Raw genomic sequence first — 23,376 nt, forward strand, 5'->3', positions numbered from 1 at the left:
CGGAGGCACCAAGTATTTATCAAAGCCGTTGTGTGGCTTTGAAGAAGTAATTCACACAACGAATTACTTCTTCATTTAGTGCCTCCGCCGCGACCTTTAACCGGGTGCCAGGCCAACGAGGAAATTTCCCAGATACTGTGTAACCCGCCGGCGGCGTCGAGGGACATACCTGGTGAACCGTGGCAACCAATGAAAGGAACCGGCCATGACAACCAACCGCAAAATGATGATCACAGCGAGCGTCGCAATCGCAACAATGCTGTTCCCGGCTTTTGCCATGGCCGATCGCCGTCCGGCCCCGCGGCATGCCCCGCCCAGAGTCGAGCGTCACGACAGCGACCGCCACTTCTGGCCGCGGTTCGGACTGGCCGTGGCGGCGACGATCCTTCAGCCGCGCCCGGCAGGGCATTACGTGACGGTTTATGAGCAGGTGCTCGTCGCCCCCGCCCACTACGAGACGCAATACCAGCAGGTGCTGGTTGCCGCGGCGCGGTATGAGACACGCTACACACCGGCCACTTACGAGACGGTTTACGATTCGATGGGCAATCGCCACACGGTGACGGTGCCGGCCCGCAGCGAGCAGGTGCTGGTGCCCGCCCAGTACGAGACCCGCGCGGTGCAGGTGTACGTTCCCGCCGTCTACGAGACCCGCCCCGTGACCCAATGGGTGGGCTACTAAGCGGCTATGATAACTGGTGGCACAGCCTTTCCAGGCTGTGCGCCCGAAACAGGCGGCTGTCCACGCGGACAGCCGCCTCTTTTTTTAAGCCTTCGTCCTTGCGGTCCCTGCAGTCCTTGTGGTCCCTTTCCCAGCCCCTATGCCCGCACCAGCGCCAGCACCCGCAGGGCCCACTGAACCGCCTCGGCCGCCACGACCGTATGGGGCACGCGCTCGTTGATGGGGATCAGATGCACGCTGGGGCCGCTGCGGCGGTAGAGTTTGCACGTCACGCCGATCTGGCCGTCGAGTTGCACCACGGCCGCCTTGCCGTCGGCCGCCGGCTGAGAGGGGCTCAGCACCACCAGGTCGCCGTGACGGATGTCGGGCGACATCGAGTCGCCGTCGATTCGCACGGCGAAAGCGTCGCCGTAGCGGGCCTTGATGTCCGCCGCGGCTACGAATTGCGAGACGTCACCAGCGGGGGCAGTGAGCGTGACGATCTGCACCGCCTGCGGCGCCGCCGGCGGGTCGGCCCAACTCCGCTGCCCGTGCTGCACCGTTGCCGCCTGACCGGCGTGACGCCCGATCAAGTCGCTCAGCGTGGTGACGCCGGCGTCGCGGGAGTCGCGGTCCCAGAACTGCGGAACGCCCGCGGCGCTGCGACCAAGGATAGGGACCCATGATCGCCCGGGAGCGTCATTCAACGTTGAACTATCCCAGGACGCAGAAGACGCATCCGCCGCTTGCGGCGCAACATCTGCCTGTACTCGCTCGAGTCCCCGCTGCGTCCCCTGCGCCGCAGCAAGTTCTTGCACCCGCTCGAATCCTCCCTGCGCCGCTTGCGGTGCAGCGTCCGTCCCCGCGCGATTGAATCCCCGCTGCGCCGCGGAGCGCTGCTGGGCGGAAAATGAACTCGACAGCGTCGCCGCGGCGCCGTCTTTCTTCGGGAACTCCATCGCCGCCGTCAGCAGATCCAGAAACGCCGCCAGCGGTCCCGCCGCCCGGGGGTGATCCCCTATCAAAGCGGCGGCGCGCTGCAGAGCGGGGTGGTTTGTCGTGGCACCCGCCGCCGCGGCGGCGGACCCCTCCCCCGTCAGCAGCCAGCGAAGGTCCACCCCCGCCACCTGTGCGATCTTCACCAGCACAGCCGCCGGCGGAACGCGCGACTGCTCGTAATACTCGTACGTGCTCGGCGAGAGGCCCAAGGCCTTGGCGAATCGCGCTTTGCCGCGCGGACCCATGGATTCAACGCGAACCTGGGCGATTCTCTGGCAAATTGGATCGCAAGTTAGACCGGATTCTGTCATATGTGAATAATTTTCGTAAAGGCGTAGCTTTTTGTTTGACGATATACGCAAAGGCGAATATATTAGCCGCCAACTTCGTGCAACGCCGACGATACTGGGGAGTATATCGTCCGATGGGCGGGAAACAAACGAAAAAGCGAATAACTCGCCGGCCGCCGGCGATTCGGCCCGTGGGCCTTCCGCCATCTGCCGGTACTGCCGAAGTGCTCAACGATTTGCTCGCGACGTTGCACTGGCAGGAGCAACTGGTCCTGTACCTGCTGTCGCGAACTCGCAAGAAGAACGGCGCCAAGCCGAACTCGCCGCGGACCGAGAACCGACATTCGCGCCCCGCAGCAGTTCGACAGAGCTAGAATGACGCGACATGTTTTGAAGCTACGATAACGTCCCGGCGGCATGCGGTCGGGGGTGCCGCCGGGACAATTTCTTCCACGACGACCTGCTCAATGAAGCTCCGAGGCGTGGGCATTCCCTTTGCGCCTGTATCAGGCTCTCCTTGAGGAATGTTCTGCGCTGCTATCATTGAACTTCGATATAATCCATCGCGTGGAAGCCCTGATGAATCATTTCTGGATCGTCCTGATCGGTGTCACCACCGTCAATGCTCTGATCTGGTGGCACCGGGCGCAGGAGCACATATCGCGCAAACCCGAGGCACTGCGGAGCTACAAGAGGCTTATCCGTGGATTGCTGATCTGGGGCAACATCCCGTGGGTGGTGATGGGGCTTGGATCGGTGCTGGGGGGAACAACCATGCAGGATTATCTCGAACCACGCGGGGCAAAGCTTTGGGTGCTCGCATGGTATGCGGAAGTCATCCTTTCCTGGGTGCTTTTGCTATGGTGGGTCTTTACTCGTGGCGGCGCCAGAGTACTTGTGGATCATCCGGGGCTGCTCAACATACCGCTGTCGAGGCCCTGGCATGCAAAAGCGCTGGCCAGTGGCAGCGTGCTCGTCGGAATAGCAGCGGTCATTACCATCTTCAGCCAAGGTACGGCAGTACCTTTCTGGACAAGCTATGCAAGCCAGGGCGATGGGTACACCACAGTCTTCGTCATTGACGAGGGCTTCTGGCGAGTTGTGGCTCTGGCCGCAGGGTATGTTGCCATCGGGGTGATCGGTTTCTGCGTGGCAATCGTATGGATCCCGCGAGCAAAGGACAAAGCCGGCCAGATCAAGCCGGTGTTTATTCTGGTGTGGAGCATCCTTTGGCTGTCGTTGGCCGGCCTGGGTTTTTCGGCTAATCTGTGGCAATCCTATAAACTGCTTAGCGCATACCGTGACGGTAGAGCCCACGTCACCGAGGGGATAGTCCAGGTCTTGCGCGAGCAGCCGTTCGACGGCCATGCCAAGGGCGATCTCGTCCAAATCAACACCGTCCAACTCGAAGTCGACTACTTTACCGTTTCCCCCGCCTATAAGCAGACCATCGCCCGCGGAGGCGAGTTGCGGCAAGGCAGGCAAGTGCGCGTTTGGCACTGTAACGGGAAGGTTCTACGATTGGATTTGCAGCGGGAGAATCCTGCACCTCCAAAGCCTTCCGCCGCTTCACAGCCGCACTAATCTTCTGTCGGTGGAGAAGCAACACTCTTTATGTGGGGCAATTCAGAGCCCCCCGGCCGGTTCCCTGTTTCCAATTGCGGGCTCAGGTGTTAGAATCTTGCCCTTATCCTCAGGTGAGATTTCTATGACACAGTATGACGAAAAGATGCTTCAGCGCACGCACAACTGCGGGCAGCTTCGCGGTAGCGACATCGGCCAGCGGGTGCGGCTCTGCGGATGGGTGCGAAGTTATCGCGACCACGGCGGCGTGCTCTTTGTCGATCTGCGCGATCGCGAAGGCGTCACGCAGGTCGTCTTCGACCTGCCTGCCGCCGGCGACGACGCCGGGCGCAAACGCTACGATGTGGCCAACTCGCTGCGCAGCGAATGGGTGATCGCCATCGGCGGGGCGGTGCGACACCGCGGGGCCGAACGCGTCAACCCCAAGCTCGCCACCGGCGAGATCGAGATCGTTGTCGACGAACTGGCCGTGCTCAATAAGTCCGACACCCCGCCCTTCTCGCCCGACGAGTACAGCAAGGTGTCCGAGGACACGCGCCTGCGCTATCGCTACATCGACATCCGCCGCCCCGAGCTCATGCGGGCCCTGCGCCTGAGGGCAAAGATCGCCGCCACGATGCGCGCCACGCTCGACGAGCAGGGATTCGTCGAAGTCGAGACGCCCTTCCTCACCAAGAGCACCCCCGAGGGCGCCCGAGACTTCCTGGTCCCCAGCCGCATGCAGCAGGCCAGCTTCTTCGCCCTGCCCCAGAGCCCCCAGCTTTTCAAGCAGATCCTCATGGTCGGCGGCCTCGACCGCTACTACCAGATCGTGCGCTGCTTCCGCGACGAGGACCTGCGGGCCGACCGCCAGCCCGAGTTCACCCAGCTCGACATGGAAATGTCGTTCGTGACCGAGCAGGACGTGATGGACGTGACCAACCGCGTCATGCGGGCCGTCTGCAAGGTCGCGGGCAAGCCCTTCCCCGACGTCGTGCCCGTCATGCCCTACAGCGAGGCCGTCAACCGCTACGGCACCGACCGGCCCGACCTGCGCTTCGAGCTGCTGCTGAACGACGTGACGGAGATCGTCGCCGGAGCGGACTTCAAGGTCTTCTCCTCGGCCGTCGAGGCCGGCGGCGTCGTCAAGTGCCTCGCCGCCCCGGGCGGGGCGAAGTTCACGCGCAAGGAGATCGACGACTACACGCAGTACCTCGCCGACTTCGGCGCCAAGGGCCTGGCCTGGTGCAAGATCGAAAACGGCGCCGCGGCCGGCGGCGTGGCCAAGTTCCTCACGCCCGACGTGTTCGCCAAGCTCTGCGCCGCCACCGGCGCCAAGACCGGCGACATCTTCTTCTTCGCCGCCGCCCCGCTGGCGGTGGCCAACAAGATCCTCGGCGCCCTGCGCTGCAAGCTGGGCGAAGACCTCAAGCTGTACGACCCGGCGTCGTTCCGATGGTGCTGGGTGAGCGATTTTCCGCTGGTGGAATGGAACGAGCAGGAGAATCGCTGGGACAGCCTGCACCACCCCTTCACGGCCCCGGCGCCTGAGGATCTGGCAAAGATCCACTCCGACCCCGGCGCCGTGCGCAGCCGCGCGTACGACATCGTCTGCAACGGCATCGAGATGGGCGGCGGGTCGATCCGTATCCACAGCCCCGAGATGCAGAAGGCGGTCTTCACGCTGCTGGGGATCAGCGAGGCCGACGCGCAGGCGAAGTTCGGATTCCTGCTCGACGCCCTGCGCCTGGGCGCTCCGCCCCACGGCGGGCTGGCCCTGGGCCTGGACCGCATCGTGATGGAGCTGACCGGCGCGCAGTCGCTTCGCGACGTGATCGCCTTCCCCAAGACGCAGCGCGGCACCTGCCCGCTGACCAATGCCCCGTCGGAAGTGACCGACAAGCAGTTGGCCGAGCTGGACCTGAAGGTGATCGCTCCGCCGGCAAAAGAATGAGGTGGCACAGGCTTTCCAGCCTGTGACCAGCTTGTGAAACCGACACAGCCAGGTGCCGGGTGCCACGCACAACTCCGTTGTGCGTGTCCCTGACCGTGCCAAGAGAAGACACAGCCTGGAAAGGCTGTGCCACCGGGATAATGACATGCTCGTATCTTTGAACTGGTTGACTGACTACGTCGACATCCGCCTTTCGACGGCTGAGCTTTGCTCGGCGCTGATGGGCGCGGGGTTCAACATCGAGTCGGTGCAGGAGAATGACGCCGACGTGGTGATCGATCTGGAGGTTACCTCCAACCGCCCCGACTGCCTGGGGCACCTGGGCGTGGCGCGCGAGATCGCGGCCATCACCGGCGTTCCCTTCAATCCGCCAATAACGGCGCTGCCGCCGGCTTCGGGCAAGGCATCGGACCTGACTCGCGTGGACGTACACGACAGCGGCCTGTGTCCGCGCTACACGGCGCGGGTCATCCGCGGCGTTCACGTCGGGGCCAGCCCCTCGTGGCTGGTCGAGCGACTCGAGGCCGTGGGCCTGCGCAGCATCAACAACATCGTCGACGTGACGAACTTCGTGCTGATGGAATACTCCCAGCCGCTGCACGCCTTCGACCTGGACAAGCTGATCGAGCAGCGCATCGTCGTGCGGCGAGCCCGCGACGGCGAGACGATCGTCAGCATCGACGGCACCACCTGCCGCCTCGACGAGCAGATGCTCGTGATCGCCGACGCGAAGCACCCCGTCGCCGTGGCGGGCATCATGGGCGGCCTGGCCAGCGAAGTGAGCAACAAGACCGTCAACGTCCTGATCGAGTCGGCGCAGTTCGACCCGCTGTGCATCCGCCGCACCAGCCGGCGCCTCCAACTGGCCAGCCCGAGCAACTACCGCTTCGAGCGCGGGGTGGACCCCGTCGCCCTCGACGCCGCCTCGCAGCGCGCGTGCAAGCTGATCGTCGACGTGGCGGGCGGGCAATTGGCCGCCGGAGCGGTGGACGTCTGGGCCAAACCCTGGCAGGCGCCGGTGGTGACGCTGCGACCGCATCGCACCACCGCCGTGCTGGGCGTCGAGATCGCCCGCCTGCAGCAGCGCGAAATCCTCGACCGCCTCGGCCTTGGGCCTCGCGCCGAAGGCGACGGATTCCTCTGCACCATCCCCTCCCATCGCGCCGACCTGACGCGCGAGATCGACCTGATCGAAGAAATCATCCGCCTGGCCGGGTACGATCGCATTCCCGTCGACGCGGCCGTCTCGCATCCGGTTCAGCCCCGCTCGCACGTGCAGCGCATGCGGTCGGCCGTCTCGGCCGTCATGTCGGCCGCGGGATTCGACGAGGCGGTGACGTTTGCTTTCGTGGACGCGGCCCGGGGGGCGCTGTTCGGCGTGGACAAGCCCGTCTGCGTCGACCCTCTGACGCGCAAGACCCACAACGCCCTGCGCCCGACGCTGCTGATCAGCCTGCTCGAGGCCTGCAAGAACAACCAGGACCAGGGCACCGTCGATCTGAGCCTGTACGAACTGGCAGCGGTCTTTCCGCCCTCGGGCGGGGCCCTTCCGGCAGAGCACCTGGAGCTGGCGATGGTCACCCGCGCGCCGCTGCGCGACCTGCGCGGCGCCGTCGAGGCGCTGGCGGCGAGGCTGGCGCCGGCGGCAGAGGTTCTCATCACGCCCGCCGACGCGGCGGGGATGGAGAAGGGGCAATCGGCGGCCGTCGCCCTGGACGGCAAGACGATCGGACACGTCGGTCTCGTCGCCGCCGACGTGCTCAAGGCGTTCGATCTCGAGCATGCGTTCTCCGCGGCGGCGCTGGATTTCGAGGCGCTGGTGGCGGCGTCGCACAAGGCGAGGCCGTATCGGCCGGTGCCTCATTTCCCGGCGGTGCGGCGCGACCTGTCGGTGGTGGTGGACGAACCGGTGACGTGGGCGCAGATCGCCGCGGCCATCGGGTCGATCGATCAGCCGCTGCGGGTCGGGCTTGATTACGTGACGACCTATCGAGGCAAACCCATCGAGCCGGGCAAGAAGAGCCTGACGCTGACGCTGACCTATCGCAGCGACGCCGAGACGCTCCGCAGCGAGCAGGTGGACGCGCAGGTCGCGCAGATCGTGTCGCAACTGAACGAACGATTCGCCGCACAACTGCGGTCGTGAAAGTTCCGGGTGGCATGGCGACACGCGCAGCGGGTCGCCATGAGCGCGAGACATCATGGCGACCCACGAGAAACAGAAACGTGTGTCGCCATGCCACCCCGGTTATTTCAGAGCAGAGGTCGCAGAGACCGCAGAGAAGATAGAACTTGGATTTTTTTCGGCGGCCGAATCTCTTCCACCTCCGGCTGCAACATCCAATGCTCAGTTGATCGCCCCCTTCAATTCTCTCTAACCTCTGCGTTCTCCGCGATCTCCGCGGTGAAAAGTTCTGCGGCAAGCCGCGCGCCGGAGAGAAACGTTTTCAGCGGAAACATTCTTGCGCAATTCTTCAAGAGGACCGCGCGCTTTTCCGATGAACTTGGGTAGAATAGTAGTTGTCAGTGGAAGAAACAAAAATAGTCTCTGCGGTGCTCGATAGGTTGCACGCGTGGAAAAGAACCGATAAGACTCATCAAGGGAAGCCTACGTCCTTGGCCCTTCGGGGTCAGGCAGCTGCCCACCTTATTTGATGGGTTCTCTTTCCTGAAGCGACCGCCGGCACATTTGTGGAGACTATTTTTTTGCGCCCCTTTGGGAACCCCCCGCCATCTCGTGCGTCTGACGCAGTGTCATCTAACCCAAAGGATCAACGCCATGAAAACGCTGACAAGTCTGATCGCGATGTTTGCCTGTGCCTCGGTGCTGACGGCCGCGGATGCGAAGAAGATCATCCCGCCCGATCAGGCCCAACCGCGCGTGGAGGTGGTGTTCGTCGTCGACACGACCGGCTCGATGGGCGGACTCATCGCCGGGGCCAAGGCCAAGATCTGGTCTATCGCCAACCAGATCGTGCTGGGCAAGCCCAAGCCCGTCGTCAAGATGGGCCTGGTGCCCTACCGCGATAAGGGCGACCAGTACGTCACCAAGGTCTTTGACCTGACCGACAACATCGACCAGGTCTACACCGACCTGATGGGCTTCAAGGCCGACGGCGGCGGCGACGGACCGGAGAACGTCAACCAGGCGCTGCACGACGCCGTCAACAAGATCTCCTGGAGCGCCGACTCCAAGACGCTCAAGATCATCTACCTGGTCGGCGATTTCCCGCCCCACAACGAATACACCGACGTGCCCACCTACGACAAGACCGCCAAGGCCGCCATCGAAAAGGGCATCTACATCAACACCGTTCTCTGCGGCAACAACAGCGAGGCCTCCACCGTCTGGAAGGAAATCGCCAAGAAAGCCGAGGGCACGTTTATCGCCCTGGAACAAGGCGGCGGCGTGCAGGTGGTGGCCACGCCCCACGACGGCGAACTGGCCGAACTGAACAAGAAGCTCGTCTCGACGGCCGTCCCGTACGGCGACACCAAGACCCGCGAGAAACAGGTGCATCTCAATGAAGCCGCCAAGGCCATGCCCGTGACTTCGGCGGCAGACCGCGCGTCGTTCTCGCTGGGCTCGGGCAAGGCCGCCAGCAACGACCTGGTCGACGAGGTCGTCAAGAACAAGGCCGACCTGTCCAAGCTCGACAAGGCCCAACTGCCCGAGGCCATGCAGAAGATGACGCCTGGGCAGCAGAAGGAGTACATCGACCAGCAGAATGCCAAGCGACAGGAGATCCTCAAGCAGATCTCCGAGGTTTCGGCTCGGCGCGACGCGCATATCAAAACCGAGGCGGCCAAGACGGCCGCGTCGGCGGCAGCCAAACCGGCGTCGTTTGACGCCAAGGTGGTCGAGACCCTGCGCGAGCAGGCGGCCAAGAAGAACCTCAAGTATTGACGCCCGACATGGGGTGAAAAAGCGAGCGGCCGCCCGTTAAGGACGGCCGCTCGTTATTGGGTGGCACAGCCTTTCCAGGCTGTGACTCCGGGCTGTGACTCCAGGCTGTGACGGCACAGGCTCGAAAGCCTGTGCCACTTAATTCATCAGAACACTCTGCGGACCAGCAGCCCGGCAACGCCAGCCGCCGCCAGCAGCGCCACGGCCAGGGCGGGAGTCTTCCAATTCGCCGAGGCCGCCGTGACCGGCTCGATCTTGAAGCTGTCGATGCGGGTCATGTCGGCGCCCCAACCCTTATTGGGGTCGATGTTCATCAGGACGAGCTGGCCCTTCTTGAGGGCGACCTTCTCGAACTTGAACTCGCGCGACTCGGGCCCGACGGTGTCGCCGATCGGCTCGGTCTTGCCGACGACCTTGACCGGCTTGATCTGCGCTGCGTCATTTTCGGCGACGCTGATCACGACCGTAATCCCGTCGATCATGGCGTTAGCCATCTTGGTGACCTGCATGTCCGTCACCTTGCCGCTGATGGTGTACAGCCCGTCGGCGGGCACCTTGTACGTCACGCCCACGCCGGCGGCATTGGTCTTTTCGGTGTACGGATGAGCGATGATCTGCTTGGCCTTGGTGTCGCCCCAGACGCCTTCAAAGCGGCCATCCCAGTCGCTGTGATAGATCCAGCCTTCGGTGGCGTCTTTGTTGGGCAGGTAGGCCCCGATGGGTCCGCGAACTTTGCCCTGGTGGCCTCTGCGGGCCTTGGGATCGCGAATCCCGTTGGCTCGCTGGTCGGCGCTGAGGTTCGCCGTCGCCAGATCCAGGCGGCGGTACTCCTTGGCCTGGACCAATTCGAACCAGAAGCCCCACGTGTCATCCACGGTGTTGCCCTTGCCGTCGGGACCGTCGCCCTTGACGTCGCGCACGGCGTCAACCGTCAGTTCCGCCGCCGGCGCCACCGAAACCGCCAGAAACGCCCACACCATCACCACCGCACATCCGATCATCACTGTCCGCATTTCGTTCTCCTTCGTCGTTATTCGCGGCATCTGCCGCAGTACCTGTAACCCTTCTCTTGTGGCGATGGGTGCAGAAAGCCGCCGCCCTGAAGCAGTAATTATAGATCGCCCCGGCGAGACTTGCGCCACCGTCTGGCCGCGGTGCCGACGACCACCAGAGCCGCCGTTGGCATGTAAAGATACAACGCCTCGCTGACCACCACGGCCTTGCCCCAGTCTGTCATTTGTCCGCCGTCAAAGAACTCGCGCAGGCCCCCAGGGGAAATGACAATCGGTTGCCAACTCATCCAATAGCGCGTGGAATCTAACGGACTCAGCAGCGCCACCCCGTGCCCCGCCGGACCGCCGTACCCGTGCGTCATCGCATCCAGCACGCCGTGCGAGCAGGCCAGAAATGCGAACAAGCCCCAGATGGCCCACCATCTGCCCCGCCGCGCCGAAAGCTCGCGAAAGCCGAGCGGCATCATCGTCGTCGCCACCACCAACGCAAAGAAGAAGGAGTGGAAGAAGCCACGGTGCCCGAAGAAACTCTCGTACGGAATCTTCCAGGCCACCCCGATCACATCCAGGTCCGCCAGCCCCGAACAGATGATTGCCCCGGCGAGCACCTGCTTCGATCTGCAGCCGAACAGCCCCTGCGCAACACCCAGACCCACCAGGCTATGTCCAATGAGCGACGGCATGGCCGCCAGTATACCGATCGCGGCTCTTGCATTTCCAGGTTCAGTGGAGTATTCCATGCACGTCAGCGCACGCCCCGGTGCATTAACCAAGGATGTCATGATGGAACCCAAGGGAATCGAACGCCTCACCGTCCGTATCTTCAGCGACAGCAAATCGGCCAGCAAGGCCGTCGCCGCACGCGTCGCGCGGGTCATCTCCAGCCGCAACGCCCGCGGGCAGACGACCGTGCTGGGCCTGGCCACCGGGCATACGCCCGTCAACGTCTATCGCGAGTTGATCCGCCTGCACCGGCAAGAGGGCCTGGATTTCTCCAGCGTCGTCACGTTCAACCTCGACGAATACTGGCCCATCCCGCACGACGCCCTGCAGAGCTACCACCGCTGGATGCACGAGAACCTGCTCGACCACGTCAACATCAAGCCCGAGAACATCCACATCCCCTCGGGCGAAGTGGCCGAGGACCAACTCGACGATTTCTGCCACCAGTACGAACAGGCCATCATCGCCGCCGGTGGAATCGACTTCCAGATCCTCGGCATCGGACGCAGCGGGCACATCGGCTTCAATGAGCCCGGCAGCCACAGCGACAGCCGCACCCGACGAATCCACCTCGACGCCATCACCCGCAAAGACGCCGCCGGCGATTTCTTCGGCGAAGAACACGTGCCCCAGTTCGCCATCACCATGGGCGTCGGAAGCATTCTCGAAGCCCGCGAGATCGCCATGCTGGCCTTTGGCGAACACAAGGCCCCGATGATCCGCCGCGCGATCGAGGAAGAGGTCTCCATCGACGTGGCCGCCAGCTTCCTGCAGGAGCACCCCGCCTCCGTGGTCTACATCGACCAGGCGGCGGCCGCCGATTTGACCCGCGTCGCCACGCCCTGGAAGCTGGGCCACTGCGAGTGGAACAGCCAGCTCACCCACCGCGCGGTGGTCTGGTTGGCGCAGAAACTCGACAAGCCGATCCTGCGCCTGGTGGAAGAGGACTACGCCGAGAACGGATTGGCCGAGCTCGTCCGCAGCGGCGGCGGCGCGTACAAGATCAACCTCGAGGTCTTCCGCCACCTGATGGCCACTATCACCGGCTGGCCCGGCGGCAAGAATCGCAAGCGCCGCGTGCTGATCCTCAGCCCCCACCCCGACGACGACGTGATCTCCATGGGCGGTACGATGGCCCGGTTCGTCGAGCAGGGCCACGAGGTTCACACCGCGTACATGGTCAGCGGATATCTGAGCGTGTTCGATCACGACGTGGCGCGCTACGCGGAGTTCGTGGCCGGCTTCAACAGGATCTTCGGCCTCACGCCCGAGCAGACCGGCGTCATCGAGGAGCACATCGAGCAGTTCCTGCGCCGCAAGAAACCCGGGCAGGTCGACAGCCCCGAGATCCAGCAGATCAAGGGGCTCATCCGCCAGGGCGAAGCCATCGACGCCGCACGCTTCTGCGGACTCGTCGATGACAACATCCATTTCCTCAACATGCCCTTCTACAATACCGGACGCGTGCAGAAGCTCGAGGTCGCGCCCGAGGACATCGCGGCCGTCGAGACCGTGCTCGAACAGGTCCGCCCCGACATGGTTTTCGCGGCAGGGGACTTGTCCGACCCGCACGGAACGCACCGCCTGTGCCTCGACGCGGCGATGGAGGCGCTGGCCCGCCACAAGGCCGCCGGCAAGGGCGACCCGGAGATCTGGCTTTATCGCGGTGCGTGGCAGGAGTGGGCGATCGACCAGATCGACATGGCCGTGCCGCTGTCGCCCGACGAGCTGCGCCATAAGCGATTCACGATCTTCCGCCACCAGAGCCAGAAAGACCGCGCGATGTTCCCGGGCCCCTACGACAGCCGCGAGTTCTGGCAGCGCGCCGAAGAGCGCAACATGACCACGGCCAAGACGTACGACGCCCTGGGCCTGCCCGAGTACCACGCCATCGAAGCCTTCGCCCGCCACCCCGCCCGACAACCCGCCCAGCGCTGCGTGGAAGAGTAGCAAGTTCGGAGTTCGAAGTTCGGAGTTCGGAGTTCGCAGTTCGAAGTGGGGCGTGCAGGCCTGCCTGCCGGCGTGCAGGTTCTCGCCGAAGGCAAGGTTCTGCACGCGGGGCGCAGGTGGCAACGGGTGCTGTAACCCTAAATTTCATCCCTTGGGGAGTTTTGGCCCCGGAGGGGCCTCCGTGCTTAGCCCAGGGCGCAGGGCGAGCGAAGCACGCCCAAGCCCTGGGAAGGATGCGCAAATTCAACGAGCCCCGGAGGGGCGGCCGTGACGATAGCGGACAATTACGCCCGCCAACCCGCCCATCGCTGCGTGGAGGAGTAGCCCCGCGGCCGGGGCTGGAGCCTCTTCGAGGCTCATTGTCAGCATCTTCGTCGTGGCTCTTCTCAGTGATCTTTGTGTGCTTTGTGGCAAGGTCTTGCTGTTCCCCCATTCGTGTCATTGTCCATGCCCAAGTCCATGATGGGGCCTTTTCTGTCCGTTCCGACGGATATCTTACACGCGCGGTGGGCATGGCCAGATACTATTCCCACCCGCAAGGCCCGTCAACACGGCCGCCGGTTTGGTTTCTTGTTGCTCATTTCCTTCTGATCTTGAGAGCGACTTCAATCTTCTTTAACGGCTCCGACTTTTCCGCCAAAGAAACGTTCAGCCAGCGAATGAAATGGAGTCTCATCCGCAGACTGGCGGTCAAACACAGCCAGAGGTTCCTTGGAGAGGATCACCAAGACTCGTGCTGCAAGTTCGGCCAGAAGAGCATTAGGTTGCCCAGATTCGGAGGACGCGCCGATCTCGTACATTTGTTTTTTGTATCCTTCAAATGCATATGAGGCGGCTTCTTTGAAGGCATAAACCTCCTGAAGCCTTATCGTATGGCCGTAATTTCTGGCACAAAACCATGCAAGCCAGACCCATGGAGCGGCAAATGGCAGTTTCCGGAGGAATCCCACCCAGATGTGGGCTTCTGTATCGACCGGGAAATAGATAAACGCGAAAATAATTGATCCAGCAAGAAGAATAATACTTGCCCAGAAACCAATCAGCCACCCCCGTATAGAGTGATTCAGTTTAGCCCCTCTCTGGGCGAATGCCGTCGCAAGTCCTGCCGAGGTGGCTTGAGGAAGCAGATGATCAATACGTTTCTGATCGACCTCAGCCTGTTTTACTAGTTGGTCAAGCTTGGTCTGGGTTTCACCAAGGTGGCTCTGTAGTGCAGCAACATCATCAGCAAACGCACGAACCACTCTTGAGTTAGCGGCTGCGGACTCGGATTCTCCTGATACGGCCTTTGCTATTTCTTCTATTTCATCACTTTGTTTCTCTATTTGCTCTGAGGTCGACTCAATCTTCTTCTTCAGTACTTCGACTGCTTCCGACACCGCCTCGGTCTTTTCCAATATCTGTTCAGCACCGCTCAGCCGGGCAGTGTTTTCCTCCAAGAGGTCGTTACTTCTTTGAACCATGGAAATTGCTTCCGCTAGATCTCCGCTCAAACCCAAAGCTACTTCCTTGCCATTCTTCGCGCCCACCAACGTCAAAGGGTAGAGCGACAGGAACGCTTGATTAAGGTTGTTTATGAAGGTTGGCAGTACATCGTATCGACCAGCCACGATATTGCGAAGATTAGATAGGAGGTTTGCCATAGAACTGGCCAACAAAGCTCGTGCAATCTTTACTCTTACCGACGTCGTTTTCGATTCGGTGATTCTATTGCCCCAAATGACAACCGAAGTCACGGCATCATCGACATCGTCGAAAGCAAGATCTCTCAAATGTGAAGAAAAAAGAGACGGGTTACTCTTGCATTGCGAAGATACCTTGTCCCAAAGCGTGCTCAGCTCGGCGAATTGTGGGAGCATAGTTGACACCCTTTCTATCAGATGTACTCCTGAGTACATACCATATAGTTGGCGTCTCGTGTGTTCAAAGGAAAACCTGAAATCAGTTGCCTTGGCTGGTCCTGCCCGTGCGTCTTATTGGCCACGGTGGGTCTCGCCAAGAACTCGCAGAAGAGTCTTTCGAGACCCGATTTGGCATTCCCAAATCCGGATCACCTTCCAAGCCTTCATTCTTAAGACACGTGTCACTCGACGATCTCGACGAGCATTCTCGGAAACCTTTGCCTCCCAAAAAGCCTTATTGCTTTTTGGGGCTCGTCGACATTTAGGGCATCCATGCCAGAAACAACCATCGACAAAAATGGCAACCTTTATCTTTGGCCAACAGAAATCAGGTGTGCCCAGGATCGGGTAATGACGGCGCCAGCCAACGAGTTTGTGCTGTCTGAGCAGCGAGACAAGCTTCATTTCAGTTGAAAGGTTGCCTCTTGAACGCACCGCCCGCATCATGCGGGACCGCGTCGCCTTGTCGTACTTGTCGGGCACGCTGCCATGATACCGGGTTGCGATGCCGGGAGCAAATCGCTACACTCCCGCCTTGGGCAAGGTCGCCGCGCGATTTTTTCAAGAAATGACTTGAGGCCGCCCCAAAGCATGTTAGCATTGTGTTTGGATGCAGGCAAAGGAGTCGGGCCGATGAAATCGATTGAGCTGTTTGCCGGAGCGGGCGGGTTGGCCATCGGTTCCGCGAAAGCGGGGTTCAAGCATGAAGCCGTTCTAGACTGGGATCACGATGCTTGCGAGACGCTCAGAAGGAACGTAAAGAACAGGATACGATACGCCCGCGACTGGGAAGTCATCGAGGGAGATGTCAAAGAATATGACTTCAGGCAACACAAGCAATCCGTCGAGTTTATCTTTGGCGGTCCTCCATGCCAGCCTTTCTCACTGGGCGGAAAGCACCGCGGCAGCGAAGACTCGCGCAATATGTTCCCCGAGGCGGTTCGTGCGGTACGAGAGATTTGCCCACGAGCGTTCGTGTTCGAAAATGTAAAAGGCTTCCTGCGTCGAGGATTCAGCAACTATTTTCATTACATCCTCAACCAACTGCGGTTTCCAACGGTAGCTAGGCGCGGCGATGAGGAGTGGACAGATCATCAGGCCCGTCTGGAAAGCATATATGCGGCGAACAACTTCCGCGACCTCCACTACAAGGTCATGCCCAAGCTGCTGAACGCTGCTGACTATGGGGTTCCTCAACGCCGCGAACGGGTTTTTATTGTGGGGGTACGTTCCGATGTCCATGCCGAGTTCTCATTCCCGGACCCGACGCACGAGGAAGACGCGTTGCTGTATGACAAATGGGTCACCGGGGACTACTGGGAACGCCACGCCGTTCCCATACGGCAACGAGAGTTGTTCCCGCGACGGCTCCAGCAGAAGATCGAGATGCTCAGGGGTCTTTGGTCACCAATGATGCTGAAGCCTTGGCGAACGGTTCGTGACGCTATCGCTGATTTACCCGCACTCGCAGTGGGTGAAGAGTCCAAGGCAATTCCGAATCACTACCTGAACCCCGGAGCGAAAATGTATGATGGGCATAATGGTAGCCCACTTGATGAGCCGGCCAAGACGCTGAAGGCGGGCGACCACGGGGTTCCTGGTGGAGAAAATACTCTCAGGCTTCCCGATAATTCGATCAGATACTTCTCAGTTCGTGAGTGTGCGCGACTGCAGACTTTCCCCGACAACTGGATATTCCAAGGCTCGTGGACTGAATGCATGAGGCAGCTTGGCAATGCCGTGCCAGTGGTGCTAGGGCAGATTGTCGCCAAAAGACTGGCACAGGTCGTTTTGGCGGCAGCCATCAAGCAAGACCAGGCTATCTAGAGTCTGGCGGCCACGGGGGGATGAGTTTTCAAGTGCTGCAGGATCCTCGATTTGATCTGCTCAGCAGAAGCCGCATTCGGAACAGTGCTTTTCGTCCAGGCCCATTTTCGCCCGGGATGCAAGGTGTCCCATGGCGATCTCGTGTTCTTTCTGGTTTCAGAACTGTCCCCGTGTTTTCCGAACCCAAAACAGATACCTACTTCGTTGTTCCAGATGGGCTGAAAGTTCTCGATGAGGTAAGTCTCCGCCGTGTTCTGCCAAGCGCTCTTGACGACGAGGTATCGGCAATCGAAATCTTCCACTCGCAGATTGCTCGCGGCAGCGATACTTCTCTGATGGTCCCGGAGTCGATTAGACAATCGTTCACCTTGGTCGACTACGGAGTCCGCTCCGTGTTCAGCAGGGTCAGCCTTGCCGACATAGATAGGCGTCTCTGTTCCAGAAAGAGCCGTATAAACATCAAACTCGCCGTTGTAGTAAATTGCGTATACACCAGACCCATAGAAACGTGTGAGCTTGCTTAAAGGAAGCCGGGGTTGAGCCAATAACGTGGTGGCTATAAGCTTGCCCATCATTTGCGGGTCTGACGGGTCCAGGACAGAATCTGGCAAGCGGACCGGATCCATCGCGACAGCCAGCTTCTGCAGCCTTCCCACCAGAACTGTGATCGTCTCCCGAAGCTCCGTTCGCGTCGGCCCCAGCACTGTCGGATTATCAGGCAAGCTTTCGGGGATGGCGTTTAGGAGTTCCTTCATCAAACGAAGAACTTCCTTCGGGCGGAACGCGTGTACTCCAGATTTCTTCTCGGGTCGAGTTGCCATGCGGAGGATTCTATATAAGTGACGGCCGCAGTGCTAGCATCTTCTCATAGACGGAGAAGGCACTTAGGCGATTGTTGGCCCGCTGCGCGCTGCTTCTCGTGCCCGAAGCCTCGGCGAAGTGGCACAGCCTTTCCAGGCTGTGAATCACAGGCTGGAAAGCCTGTGCCACCGGATATTCGGATGGGCACTAACAAGACTTTTGTTCGCGGCGGAACTTGCATGTGCGGTTGTTCGGGGGCTCATTCATCCGTCCACTCGGCAGCCCGCGCTTCATCTGGTCGGGGAAGAAGCCGCGCGGGGCGAGCCCCGCCGCTAATGACAGAGCGCAACGGGAATCTGGCTATTCTGGGACGATTATTATTGTTGCCGTAATGCGAAGCCCTTATCACACTGACCATCGGCAATAGTAATTGCTTACCTTCCCCGCAAGTAGCTGTGAAAAGTACAACAAAGTGCAAGGAAGTGGAAGCGCCGGCCGATCCGGTTTCAGTCGGTCTCGACGACCTCGGCCGCTAACTCAACAGCCGCTTCAGGTCGGCGGTGGCTTTTTTGCGGATGCCCTGGCCTTTGCCGGTGGAGTGTTCCTTTTCCAGGCGGCGGATGAGGCGGTCGATCTGGTCGGCCTGGACGGGCAGCTCGACGCTGCGGCCTTCGTAGCCGGCCAGGTACATCGCGTTGGACAGTTCCAGTTCGTTAAGGGCCTCTTCGCCGGTGATGTACATCGGCGTGCCTTTGAGGATGTGCTTGGCGAAGGCCTCGACCATCATGATGTGCCGCCCGCCTTCGTCTTTGGGCAGGGTCACTTCGGACCACTCGATGCCCTGCTCGGCCCCGCCGGCGCCGGCCTGCGTCGAGCCCATGATGTGCTTGGAGACCGGCACCGCCAGCTTGCCCAGCTTGAGCTTGCCGCCTTCGCAGACGAGCGTGCCCTTGTCGCCGCAGACCATGAACTGCTCGTAGCCGGGTTCCTCGGCCGTGGTGGCGTAGATGTAGCCGACCTTGCCCTTGCCGTAGTCGAGCAGGAAATTGGCGGTGTCTTCGACTTCGATCTTGTGAGCGCGGGTGCTGAGCAGGCCCAGGACGCGCTTGGGCATTCCGGCGATCCAGGCGAACAGGTCCAGGTGGTGCGGGGCCTGGTTGATCAGCACCCCGCCGCCCTCGCCGTCCCACGTGCCGCGCCACGCCCCGCTGTCGTAGTACGCCTGAGTGCGGAACCAGTTGCTGCAGACGAGCTGGGCGCGGAAGACCTCGCCCACCACGCCGCGGCTGACCAGCTCGTTCATCTTGATCATGATGCTGCGGCTGCGGTGGTGCAGCACGCAGCCCAGGGCCTTGCGGAGCTTCTTGCACTCGGCGACCATCGCCCGGGCCGGTCCGATCGTCGAGGCCATGGGCTTTTCGCACAGCACGTGCAGACCCGCGCGGGCGGCGCGGATCGTCAGCGGCGCGTGCCAGTAGTGCGGCACGGCGATGATCGCCGCGTCGATGAGCCCCGAGTCGAACATCGCCTGGGCGTCAAGGAAGTGCGGCACCTTGCACTGGCGGCCGAACGCCTCGGCCTTTTCGGGGACGATGTCGCACACGGCAGCCAGGCTGATCGCGCGGTTCTTGCTGGCGGCGATCTGCACGGCGTGACCCGAACCCATGTTGCCCAGACCCACGACGCCGAAACGGACTTTGTTCATTGCAGATTCTCCAGTAAGGACCGTGACTGTATGAGATGGGAACTGCTATTTCAAGCCGGTTGGTTATCAGCGAATACGTAATCAGTAATCAGTAATCGGTAATCGGTAATCGGTAATCGGTAATCGGTAATCAGTGCTGAGGGATGAGGGATGACTGGTTACGGATTACTGGTTACTGATTACTTCTTTTTGTATCATGGCGTTTATGCAACGCATCCGCGTCAAGATCGAAGGGCTGCGGGACCCCAAGACCGCCCTGCGCGTCGCGCAGATGGGCGCCGACGCGATTGGCCTGGTGTTCGCGCCGTCGCCGCGGTGGGTTTCGCCCGAGCAGGCGCGGGCGGTCGTCGAGGTCCTGCCGCCCTGGGTGGCCACTATCGGCGTGTTCGTCGACGCCGACGCCGATACCATTAATCGCGTGGTCGACCGCACGGGCATCGGATACGTGCAACTTCACGGCGACGAGGCGCCCGATCTGGTCGATAGAATCAACCGCCCCTGCATCAAGGCCTTCCGCGTGAAAGACCCAAACTGGCTCACGGAAGTCCGCACGTGGGTAGCCGCCCTCAACGGCCCCTCGCGCCTGGCGGCGGTGCTGCTGGACGCTTACGCGCCCGACGCCCGTGGCGGCACGGGCAGGCGGTTCAACTGGGACCTGGTGGCCGACGCCCGCACGTCCGGGGCGATGGCCGGGCTGGACCCGATCATCCTGGCTGGCGGACTGGACGCCACCTGCGTGGGCGACGCGATCGAGCTGGTGGCCCCGTGGGCGGTGGATGTGGCCTCGGGCGTCGAGAGCGCCCCGGGCGTGAAGGACCTGGGCAAGGTCGAGAAGTTCATCCGCGCGACGCGCGAAGGCGACGAGCTGCGCAGCGAGTTCTGGATGTAGTATTTTCGTTAGCGGCGGGGCTTGCCCTGCGCGGTTTCTTCCCGCTTCGCCCAGTCAGGGAAACAACCGCGTCGAGCAAGCTCGATCGCTAACGCTGTACGCGCCGGGAATGGTTTTGTTCCGAAAGGTTGCACTATGAACATCGCATCACTGCTGCTGGGCGTATTGATGATCTGCTCGCTGGTTGTGGCTCAGGACGAGTCGGCAGCGCCGCCGGCTTCGCAACCGGCCTCTCAACCGGCCAGCGATGCTGCCGCCACCGACGCCACGTCGCGCCAGGTGGCGTACTTCCTGCAGGCGCTGCAGAACCCGCGCATCACGCATCGAGAGGATATCGCCGCCGCCCTGGGCGAGATCGGACCCGACGCCGCCGCGGCGATCCCAGCCCTGACCGAAGCCGCCGCCAACACCGACTGGCATATGCGCCAGGCGGCCGTGACGGCCTTGGGCAAGATCGACCCGACCGCCCAGCAGGTTGGCCCGACCCTGACCGGCGCCCTGGGCGACAAAGAAATCTGGGTTCGCCTCGCCGCGGCCCAGGCCTTGTGCCAGAGCGGCCAGGCGGCTGTCGGTCTGCCCGCCCTGACCGAGGCGCTGGGTAATGAGAGCCCGTTCGTGCGTCTGCGGGCGGTTCAGGCCCTGGGCGAGATCGGTCCGCCGGCCAAACCGGTTCTGCCCACGCTGGAGCCGATGAAACATCTGGACAAGGATCGCCAGATCCGCCAGAGCGTCGAGTGGGCCCTCCAGCGCATCAACGCAACCCGCTGACGCGGAAAGTCGCTGCGGGATCAAATTAGCCGCTGAGGTCGCAGAGGGAAGAAATTGTTTTGTCTTTTCACATCCTCAGCGTCCTCAGCGACCTCTGCGGCGTGATCATGGCGGCCCACGAGAAATAATCCGCAATCCCCAATCCGAAATCCGCAATGGGTTGTCCCCAAGAGAAAGCCCCCTTGGCAGTTCCATCTGCGCAAGGGGGCCTTCCGGGCCAGTCGCTGCCGGGGCAACTAGGCCAAAGCGTTCAGGCGGCGCTGTCGCAGGAACACGGCGACCGAGCCGATGCCGATCAACAGGAGGGTGGACGGTTCGGGAATCTCCCCTCCTCCGATCGTCAAGGCGCCGGGCACCAGCACGTGATTGCCGATGGAACCGTCTGCCGCGGGCTCCGAGGGGTCGCTGTCGCCGAAGCCCGAGTTCCACACCGTGTTGAACATTCCGCCGGAGTTGGCGCCGCGGGCGTAGACGTCGCCCCAGACCGGGGCGAATGTGCTGTCAAACTCCACGGCCAGTTCCAGTCCGCCCGCACGGGCGAACTTGATGCCGTAGACGGACTGGGGCAGATAGGGTGTGGCAATCGCCCCGTAGTCGAAGTTGTCGACCTTGACGCGGGCGAAGGTCCCGGCCGTGGCTGTCGGGTTGACGATGTTCTCTTTCGAGAGCATTCCCGAGGCCTCCAGGATCAGGTATTTGATGTTGGACTGCGAGACGTTGATTGAATAGGCGTAGTGCCAGGTCGCGTCGGCATTCTGGCTGACGGCCCAGGTCACGGTGGGAACGCTCCACTGCGCGTCGGTCGCAGGGGTATCGACGGCCACCACCCACTGGCCGGTGCCGCTAAGCCCGCCATCGGCGCCGCTGAGGCTGCCGGTGTACATGACGGCGCCGTGCGCCGCAGAAGCAACCAACGCCACCGCACAAACACACGCAACGCTCAGGATGTTATGACGAATGTTAATAGGACACCTTCCTTTTCCGGATAGAGATTCGAGGAATGATTGACCGACGGTCACCGCTGCTGCTATAAGTTTATGATTGCGGCGACTAACATCAACTACTCTGCATTGACAGATCGTCCTTCCTCATCACTTAGATTGCCTCGCACACCCCGGACACCGTCCTTTCCCTGCAATGGACAGAGTTAAAACCTTTCGTTCTTTTCGTTTGGATCAGGCAGGCGCCTCCTTTCAAGAGGATGCCTCTCTTTTCCGTCTCTTCTCGCTTGGGGGCTTGTGCCCTTGTTCTCTCTCCGCATTCAGGCCCGGATGGGGCAACCTGGATGAATATCATCAAAGGTCGGCGGCCTGAAACTTAGAATCTCCAGCGTGACTCTACCCCGATTCTCTTTCGCTTGGCAGACCAGTACAGCTTGTTGATGGCGGGCAGGAACATCTCTTGAGCCTCGCTTTCGCCAGATCTCGTAGGCTTTGAAGCCATATTATTAGAGTGCGATATAAGAAAGTAAACAACAAACTTGATATTTTCTACAAAAATAATGTAAATGACAAAACTGCTTCCTAGCACGATGTGCCGCAAATTGCGATGCGGGGGGCTCCCTATGCAATGCGGCGGCAGCAGCCGCCGCTGTGGAAGGTTCGAAATGCCTGCACGTTGCTGGCCAGTGAAAAACTCTAGAAGCGGCGGCTAAGGCCGCCGCCCTCCACATGCGTAAAGCGGCTCCGGGAACGCCTGCAGACCATGATCGCCAGCGCCCCTGCCGCCAGCAGCGACAGCGTCGCCGGTTCGGGAATCGGATCAGTTCCGAACGTGTCCGGCACCAGCAGATGCTGTTCGAGTGATCCATTTGCCGGCGGACCAAGCGGGTCGGCGGCCGTCAGGCCGGAGTTCCATACCGTATTGAACACGCCGCCGGCCTTGCCGTCCTTGGCATAGGCGTCGCCCCAGACGGGCCTGCGAAAGCTGGTGAAGCCGACCGTCAGCGTCAGCCCCTCCGTGTCGTCGAACTTGATGCCATAGATCGGCTCCGGGAGGTTTGGATTCGAGCCACCGGGGTTGAACAGGCCCACCTCGATGTTTCCAAACGTCCCCTCTGCGGCAAAGGGCGCCTTGAGATCGGACTGTTGAAAGGTCGGCGAGGCCTCAATGATCCAGTGACTGATCGAACCGCGGTAGACGCTCAGGCTGTAGAGATAATCCCATGATCCGTCGGGGTTCTCACTCACCGTCCAATCCAGCGCCGGGCCGAACCAGCCAGGCCGGCCGTTGCTGTCGACCCACAGTCCCGTGCCTTCAAGACCTCCATCGGCCCAAGTCAGGCTGCCGCTATAGATGATGGCCGCCCCGGCTGGGGAACAAAACGACAGAACTGCTGCAACTCCAATGACCACTGTGACCGTGATGTTCTTTTGACTGTTAATGATGCACCTTGTTTTGAGCAACTTGGTGTTCCTTTCTGACG

The 23,376-nt window shown here is 61.5% G+C and carries 18 protein-coding genes and 1 other RNA gene; 10 read left to right on the forward strand and 9 right to left on the reverse strand.

The features are described from left to right. Nucleotides 1-205: 205 nt before the first annotated feature. Complete coding sequence (locus tag ABFD92_09530) at nucleotides 206-682, forward strand: hypothetical protein (GenBank protein MEN6504768.1); 477 nt, start codon at nucleotides 206-208, stop codon at nucleotides 680-682. A gap of 137 nt (nucleotides 683-819) precedes the next feature. On the opposite strand, the gene ABFD92_09535 is transcribed toward ABFD92_09530, so the two are convergent. Then, complete coding sequence (locus ABFD92_09535) at nucleotides 820-1,905, reverse strand: S24 family peptidase (protein MEN6504769.1); 1,086 nt, start codon at nucleotides 1,903-1,905, stop codon at nucleotides 820-822. 612 nt (nucleotides 1,906-2,517) lie between these two features. Here ABFD92_09535 and ABFD92_09540 point away from each other — a divergent pair. The 5 genes from ABFD92_09540 to ABFD92_09560 all read left to right on the forward strand — a co-directional run bounded on the left by ABFD92_09540 (nucleotide 2,518) and on the right by ABFD92_09560 (nucleotide 9,374). Continuing rightward, nucleotides 2,518-3,534, forward strand: a complete 1,017-nt coding sequence (locus tag ABFD92_09540; GenBank protein MEN6504770.1) for a hypothetical protein — start codon at nucleotides 2,518-2,520, stop codon at nucleotides 3,532-3,534. Nucleotides 3,535-3,658: 124 nt separating this feature from the next. Continuing rightward, the gene (aspS, locus tag ABFD92_09545; protein MEN6504771.1) at nucleotides 3,659-5,467 is read left to right on the forward strand and encodes an aspartate--tRNA ligase; all 1,809 of its coding nucleotides are present in this window, start codon (nucleotides 3,659-3,661) and stop codon (nucleotides 5,465-5,467) included. Between the two features lie 145 nt (nucleotides 5,468-5,612). Further along, on the forward strand, nucleotides 5,613-7,613 hold the full coding sequence (gene pheT / locus ABFD92_09550) for a phenylalanine--tRNA ligase subunit beta (GenBank protein MEN6504772.1): 2,001 nt from the start codon (nucleotides 5,613-5,615) through the stop codon (nucleotides 7,611-7,613). 396 nt (nucleotides 7,614-8,009) lie between these two features. Continuing rightward, nucleotides 8,010-8,169: non-coding RNA, 6S RNA (ssrS, locus tag ABFD92_09555), on the forward strand. Nucleotides 8,170-8,246: 77 nt separating this feature from the next. Further along, nucleotides 8,247-9,374: a vWA domain-containing protein gene (locus ABFD92_09560; protein ID MEN6504773.1), complete on the forward strand. Its 1,128-nt coding sequence runs from the start codon at nucleotides 8,247-8,249 to the stop codon at nucleotides 9,372-9,374. A gap of 146 nt (nucleotides 9,375-9,520) precedes the next feature. Here the strand turns inward: ABFD92_09560 and ABFD92_09565 are convergent, their stop codons facing one another. Further along, nucleotides 9,521-10,387 (reverse strand): hypothetical protein, encoded by an 867-nt coding sequence (locus tag ABFD92_09565; protein ID MEN6504774.1) that lies wholly within the window; start codon nucleotides 10,385-10,387, stop codon nucleotides 9,521-9,523. A 98-nt stretch (nucleotides 10,388-10,485) separates the two neighbouring features. After that, nucleotides 10,486-11,127 (reverse strand): metal-dependent hydrolase, encoded by a 642-nt coding sequence (locus ABFD92_09570; GenBank protein ID MEN6504775.1) that lies wholly within the window; start codon nucleotides 11,125-11,127, stop codon nucleotides 10,486-10,488. A gap of 43 nt (nucleotides 11,128-11,170) precedes the next feature. On the opposite strand from ABFD92_09570, the gene nagB reads away from it, so the two are divergent. Further along, nucleotides 11,171-13,060 (forward strand): glucosamine-6-phosphate deaminase, encoded by a 1,890-nt coding sequence (gene nagB / locus ABFD92_09575; GenBank protein MEN6504776.1) that lies wholly within the window; start codon nucleotides 11,171-11,173, stop codon nucleotides 13,058-13,060. A 605-nt stretch (nucleotides 13,061-13,665) separates the two neighbouring features. Here the strand turns inward: nagB and ABFD92_09580 are convergent. Both ABFD92_09580 and ABFD92_09585 read right to left on the reverse strand, forming a co-directional pair. Further along, nucleotides 13,666-14,919 (reverse strand): hypothetical protein, encoded by a 1,254-nt coding sequence (locus ABFD92_09580; protein MEN6504777.1) that lies wholly within the window; start codon nucleotides 14,917-14,919, stop codon nucleotides 13,666-13,668. Between the two features lie 114 nt (nucleotides 14,920-15,033). After that, nucleotides 15,034-15,444, reverse strand: coding sequence for a very short patch repair endonuclease (locus ABFD92_09585; GenBank protein ID MEN6504778.1), 411 nt, complete (start codon nucleotides 15,442-15,444; stop codon nucleotides 15,034-15,036). Nucleotides 15,445-15,594: 150 nt separating this feature from the next. Here ABFD92_09585 and ABFD92_09590 point away from each other — a divergent pair, with 150 nt between their 5' ends. Next, nucleotides 15,595-16,788 carry a DNA cytosine methyltransferase gene (locus ABFD92_09590; GenBank protein ID MEN6504779.1) on the forward strand — a complete coding sequence of 398 codons (1,194 nt, stop codon included), beginning with the start codon at nucleotides 15,595-15,597 and terminating at the stop codon, nucleotides 16,786-16,788. Here the strand turns inward: ABFD92_09590 and ABFD92_09595 are convergent. Together ABFD92_09595 and ABFD92_09600 are read right to left on the reverse strand one after the other, a co-directional pair. After that, a complete protein-coding gene (locus ABFD92_09595) occupies nucleotides 16,785-17,609 on the reverse strand; it encodes an Eco29kI family restriction endonuclease (protein ID MEN6504780.1) in 825 nt (274 codons plus the stop codon). The genes ABFD92_09590 and ABFD92_09595 overlap by 4 nt on opposite strands. Before the next feature lie 512 nt (nucleotides 17,610-18,121). Beyond that, nucleotides 18,122-19,294 carry a Gfo/Idh/MocA family oxidoreductase gene (locus ABFD92_09600; GenBank protein MEN6504781.1) on the reverse strand — a complete coding sequence of 391 codons (1,173 nt, stop codon included), beginning with the start codon at nucleotides 19,292-19,294 and terminating at the stop codon, nucleotides 18,122-18,124. 205 nt (nucleotides 19,295-19,499) lie between these two features. On the opposite strand from ABFD92_09600, the gene ABFD92_09605 reads away from it, so the two are divergent. Both ABFD92_09605 and ABFD92_09610 read left to right on the forward strand, forming a co-directional pair. Then, entirely contained in the window at nucleotides 19,500-20,183 is a 684-nt protein-coding gene (locus ABFD92_09605) for a phosphoribosylanthranilate isomerase (GenBank protein ID MEN6504782.1), read from the forward strand. Nucleotides 20,184-20,318: 135 nt separating this feature from the next. Then, entirely contained in the window at nucleotides 20,319-20,951 is a 633-nt protein-coding gene (locus ABFD92_09610) for a HEAT repeat domain-containing protein (GenBank protein MEN6504783.1), read from the forward strand. A 236-nt stretch (nucleotides 20,952-21,187) separates the two neighbouring features. Here the strand turns inward: ABFD92_09610 and ABFD92_09615 are convergent, their stop codons facing one another. Continuing rightward, entirely contained in the window at nucleotides 21,188-21,835 is a 648-nt protein-coding gene (locus ABFD92_09615; GenBank protein MEN6504784.1) for a PEP-CTERM sorting domain-containing protein, read from the reverse strand. A gap of 753 nt (nucleotides 21,836-22,588) precedes the next feature. Continuing rightward, nucleotides 22,589-23,356 carry a PEP-CTERM sorting domain-containing protein gene (locus tag ABFD92_09620; GenBank protein MEN6504785.1) on the reverse strand — a complete coding sequence of 256 codons (768 nt, stop codon included), beginning with the start codon at nucleotides 23,354-23,356 and terminating at the stop codon, nucleotides 22,589-22,591. Nucleotides 23,357-23,376 lie beyond the last annotated feature (20 nt).

Source organism: Planctomycetaceae bacterium, assembly GCA_039680605.1.
Taxonomy (GTDB): Bacteria; Planctomycetota; Phycisphaerae; order SM23-33; family SM23-33; genus JAJFUU01.

Coding starts and splice junctions, on each gene's coding strand:
- ABFD92_09605 (MEN6504782.1), top strand. CDS start 19,500: ATGCAACGCATCCGCGTCAAGATCGAAGGGCTGCGGGACCCCAAGACC.
- ABFD92_09610 (MEN6504783.1), top strand. CDS start 20,319: ATGAACATCGCATCACTGCTGCTGGGCGTATTGATGATCTGCTCGCTG.
- ABFD92_09530 (MEN6504768.1), top strand. CDS start 206: ATGACAACCAACCGCAAAATGATGATCACAGCGAGCGTCGCAATCGCA.
- ABFD92_09615 (MEN6504784.1), bottom strand. CDS start 21,835: ATGTACACCGGCAGCCTCAGCGGCGCCGATGGCGGGCTTAGCGGCACC.
- ABFD92_09565 (MEN6504774.1), bottom strand. CDS start 10,387: ATGCGGACAGTGATGATCGGATGTGCGGTGGTGATGGTGTGGGCGTTT.
- ABFD92_09580 (MEN6504777.1), bottom strand. CDS start 14,919: ATGCTCCCACAATTCGCCGAGCTGAGCACGCTTTGGGACAAGGTATCT.
- ABFD92_09570 (MEN6504775.1), bottom strand. CDS start 11,127: ATGGAATACTCCACTGAACCTGGAAATGCAAGAGCCGCGATCGGTATA.
- ABFD92_09535 (MEN6504769.1), bottom strand. CDS start 1,905: ATGGGTCCGCGCGGCAAAGCGCGATTCGCCAAGGCCTTGGGCCTCTCG.
- nagB (MEN6504776.1), top strand. CDS start 11,171: ATGGAACCCAAGGGAATCGAACGCCTCACCGTCCGTATCTTCAGCGAC.
- ABFD92_09600 (MEN6504781.1), bottom strand. CDS start 19,294: ATGAACAAAGTCCGTTTCGGCGTCGTGGGTCTGGGCAACATGGGTTCG.
- aspS (MEN6504771.1), top strand. CDS start 3,659: ATGACACAGTATGACGAAAAGATGCTTCAGCGCACGCACAACTGCGGG.
- pheT (MEN6504772.1), top strand. CDS start 5,613: ATGCTCGTATCTTTGAACTGGTTGACTGACTACGTCGACATCCGCCTT.
- ABFD92_09595 (MEN6504780.1), bottom strand. CDS start 17,609: ATGGCAACTCGACCCGAGAAGAAATCTGGAGTACACGCGTTCCGCCCG.
- ABFD92_09560 (MEN6504773.1), top strand. CDS start 8,247: ATGAAAACGCTGACAAGTCTGATCGCGATGTTTGCCTGTGCCTCGGTG.
- ABFD92_09590 (MEN6504779.1), top strand. CDS start 15,595: ATGAAATCGATTGAGCTGTTTGCCGGAGCGGGCGGGTTGGCCATCGGT.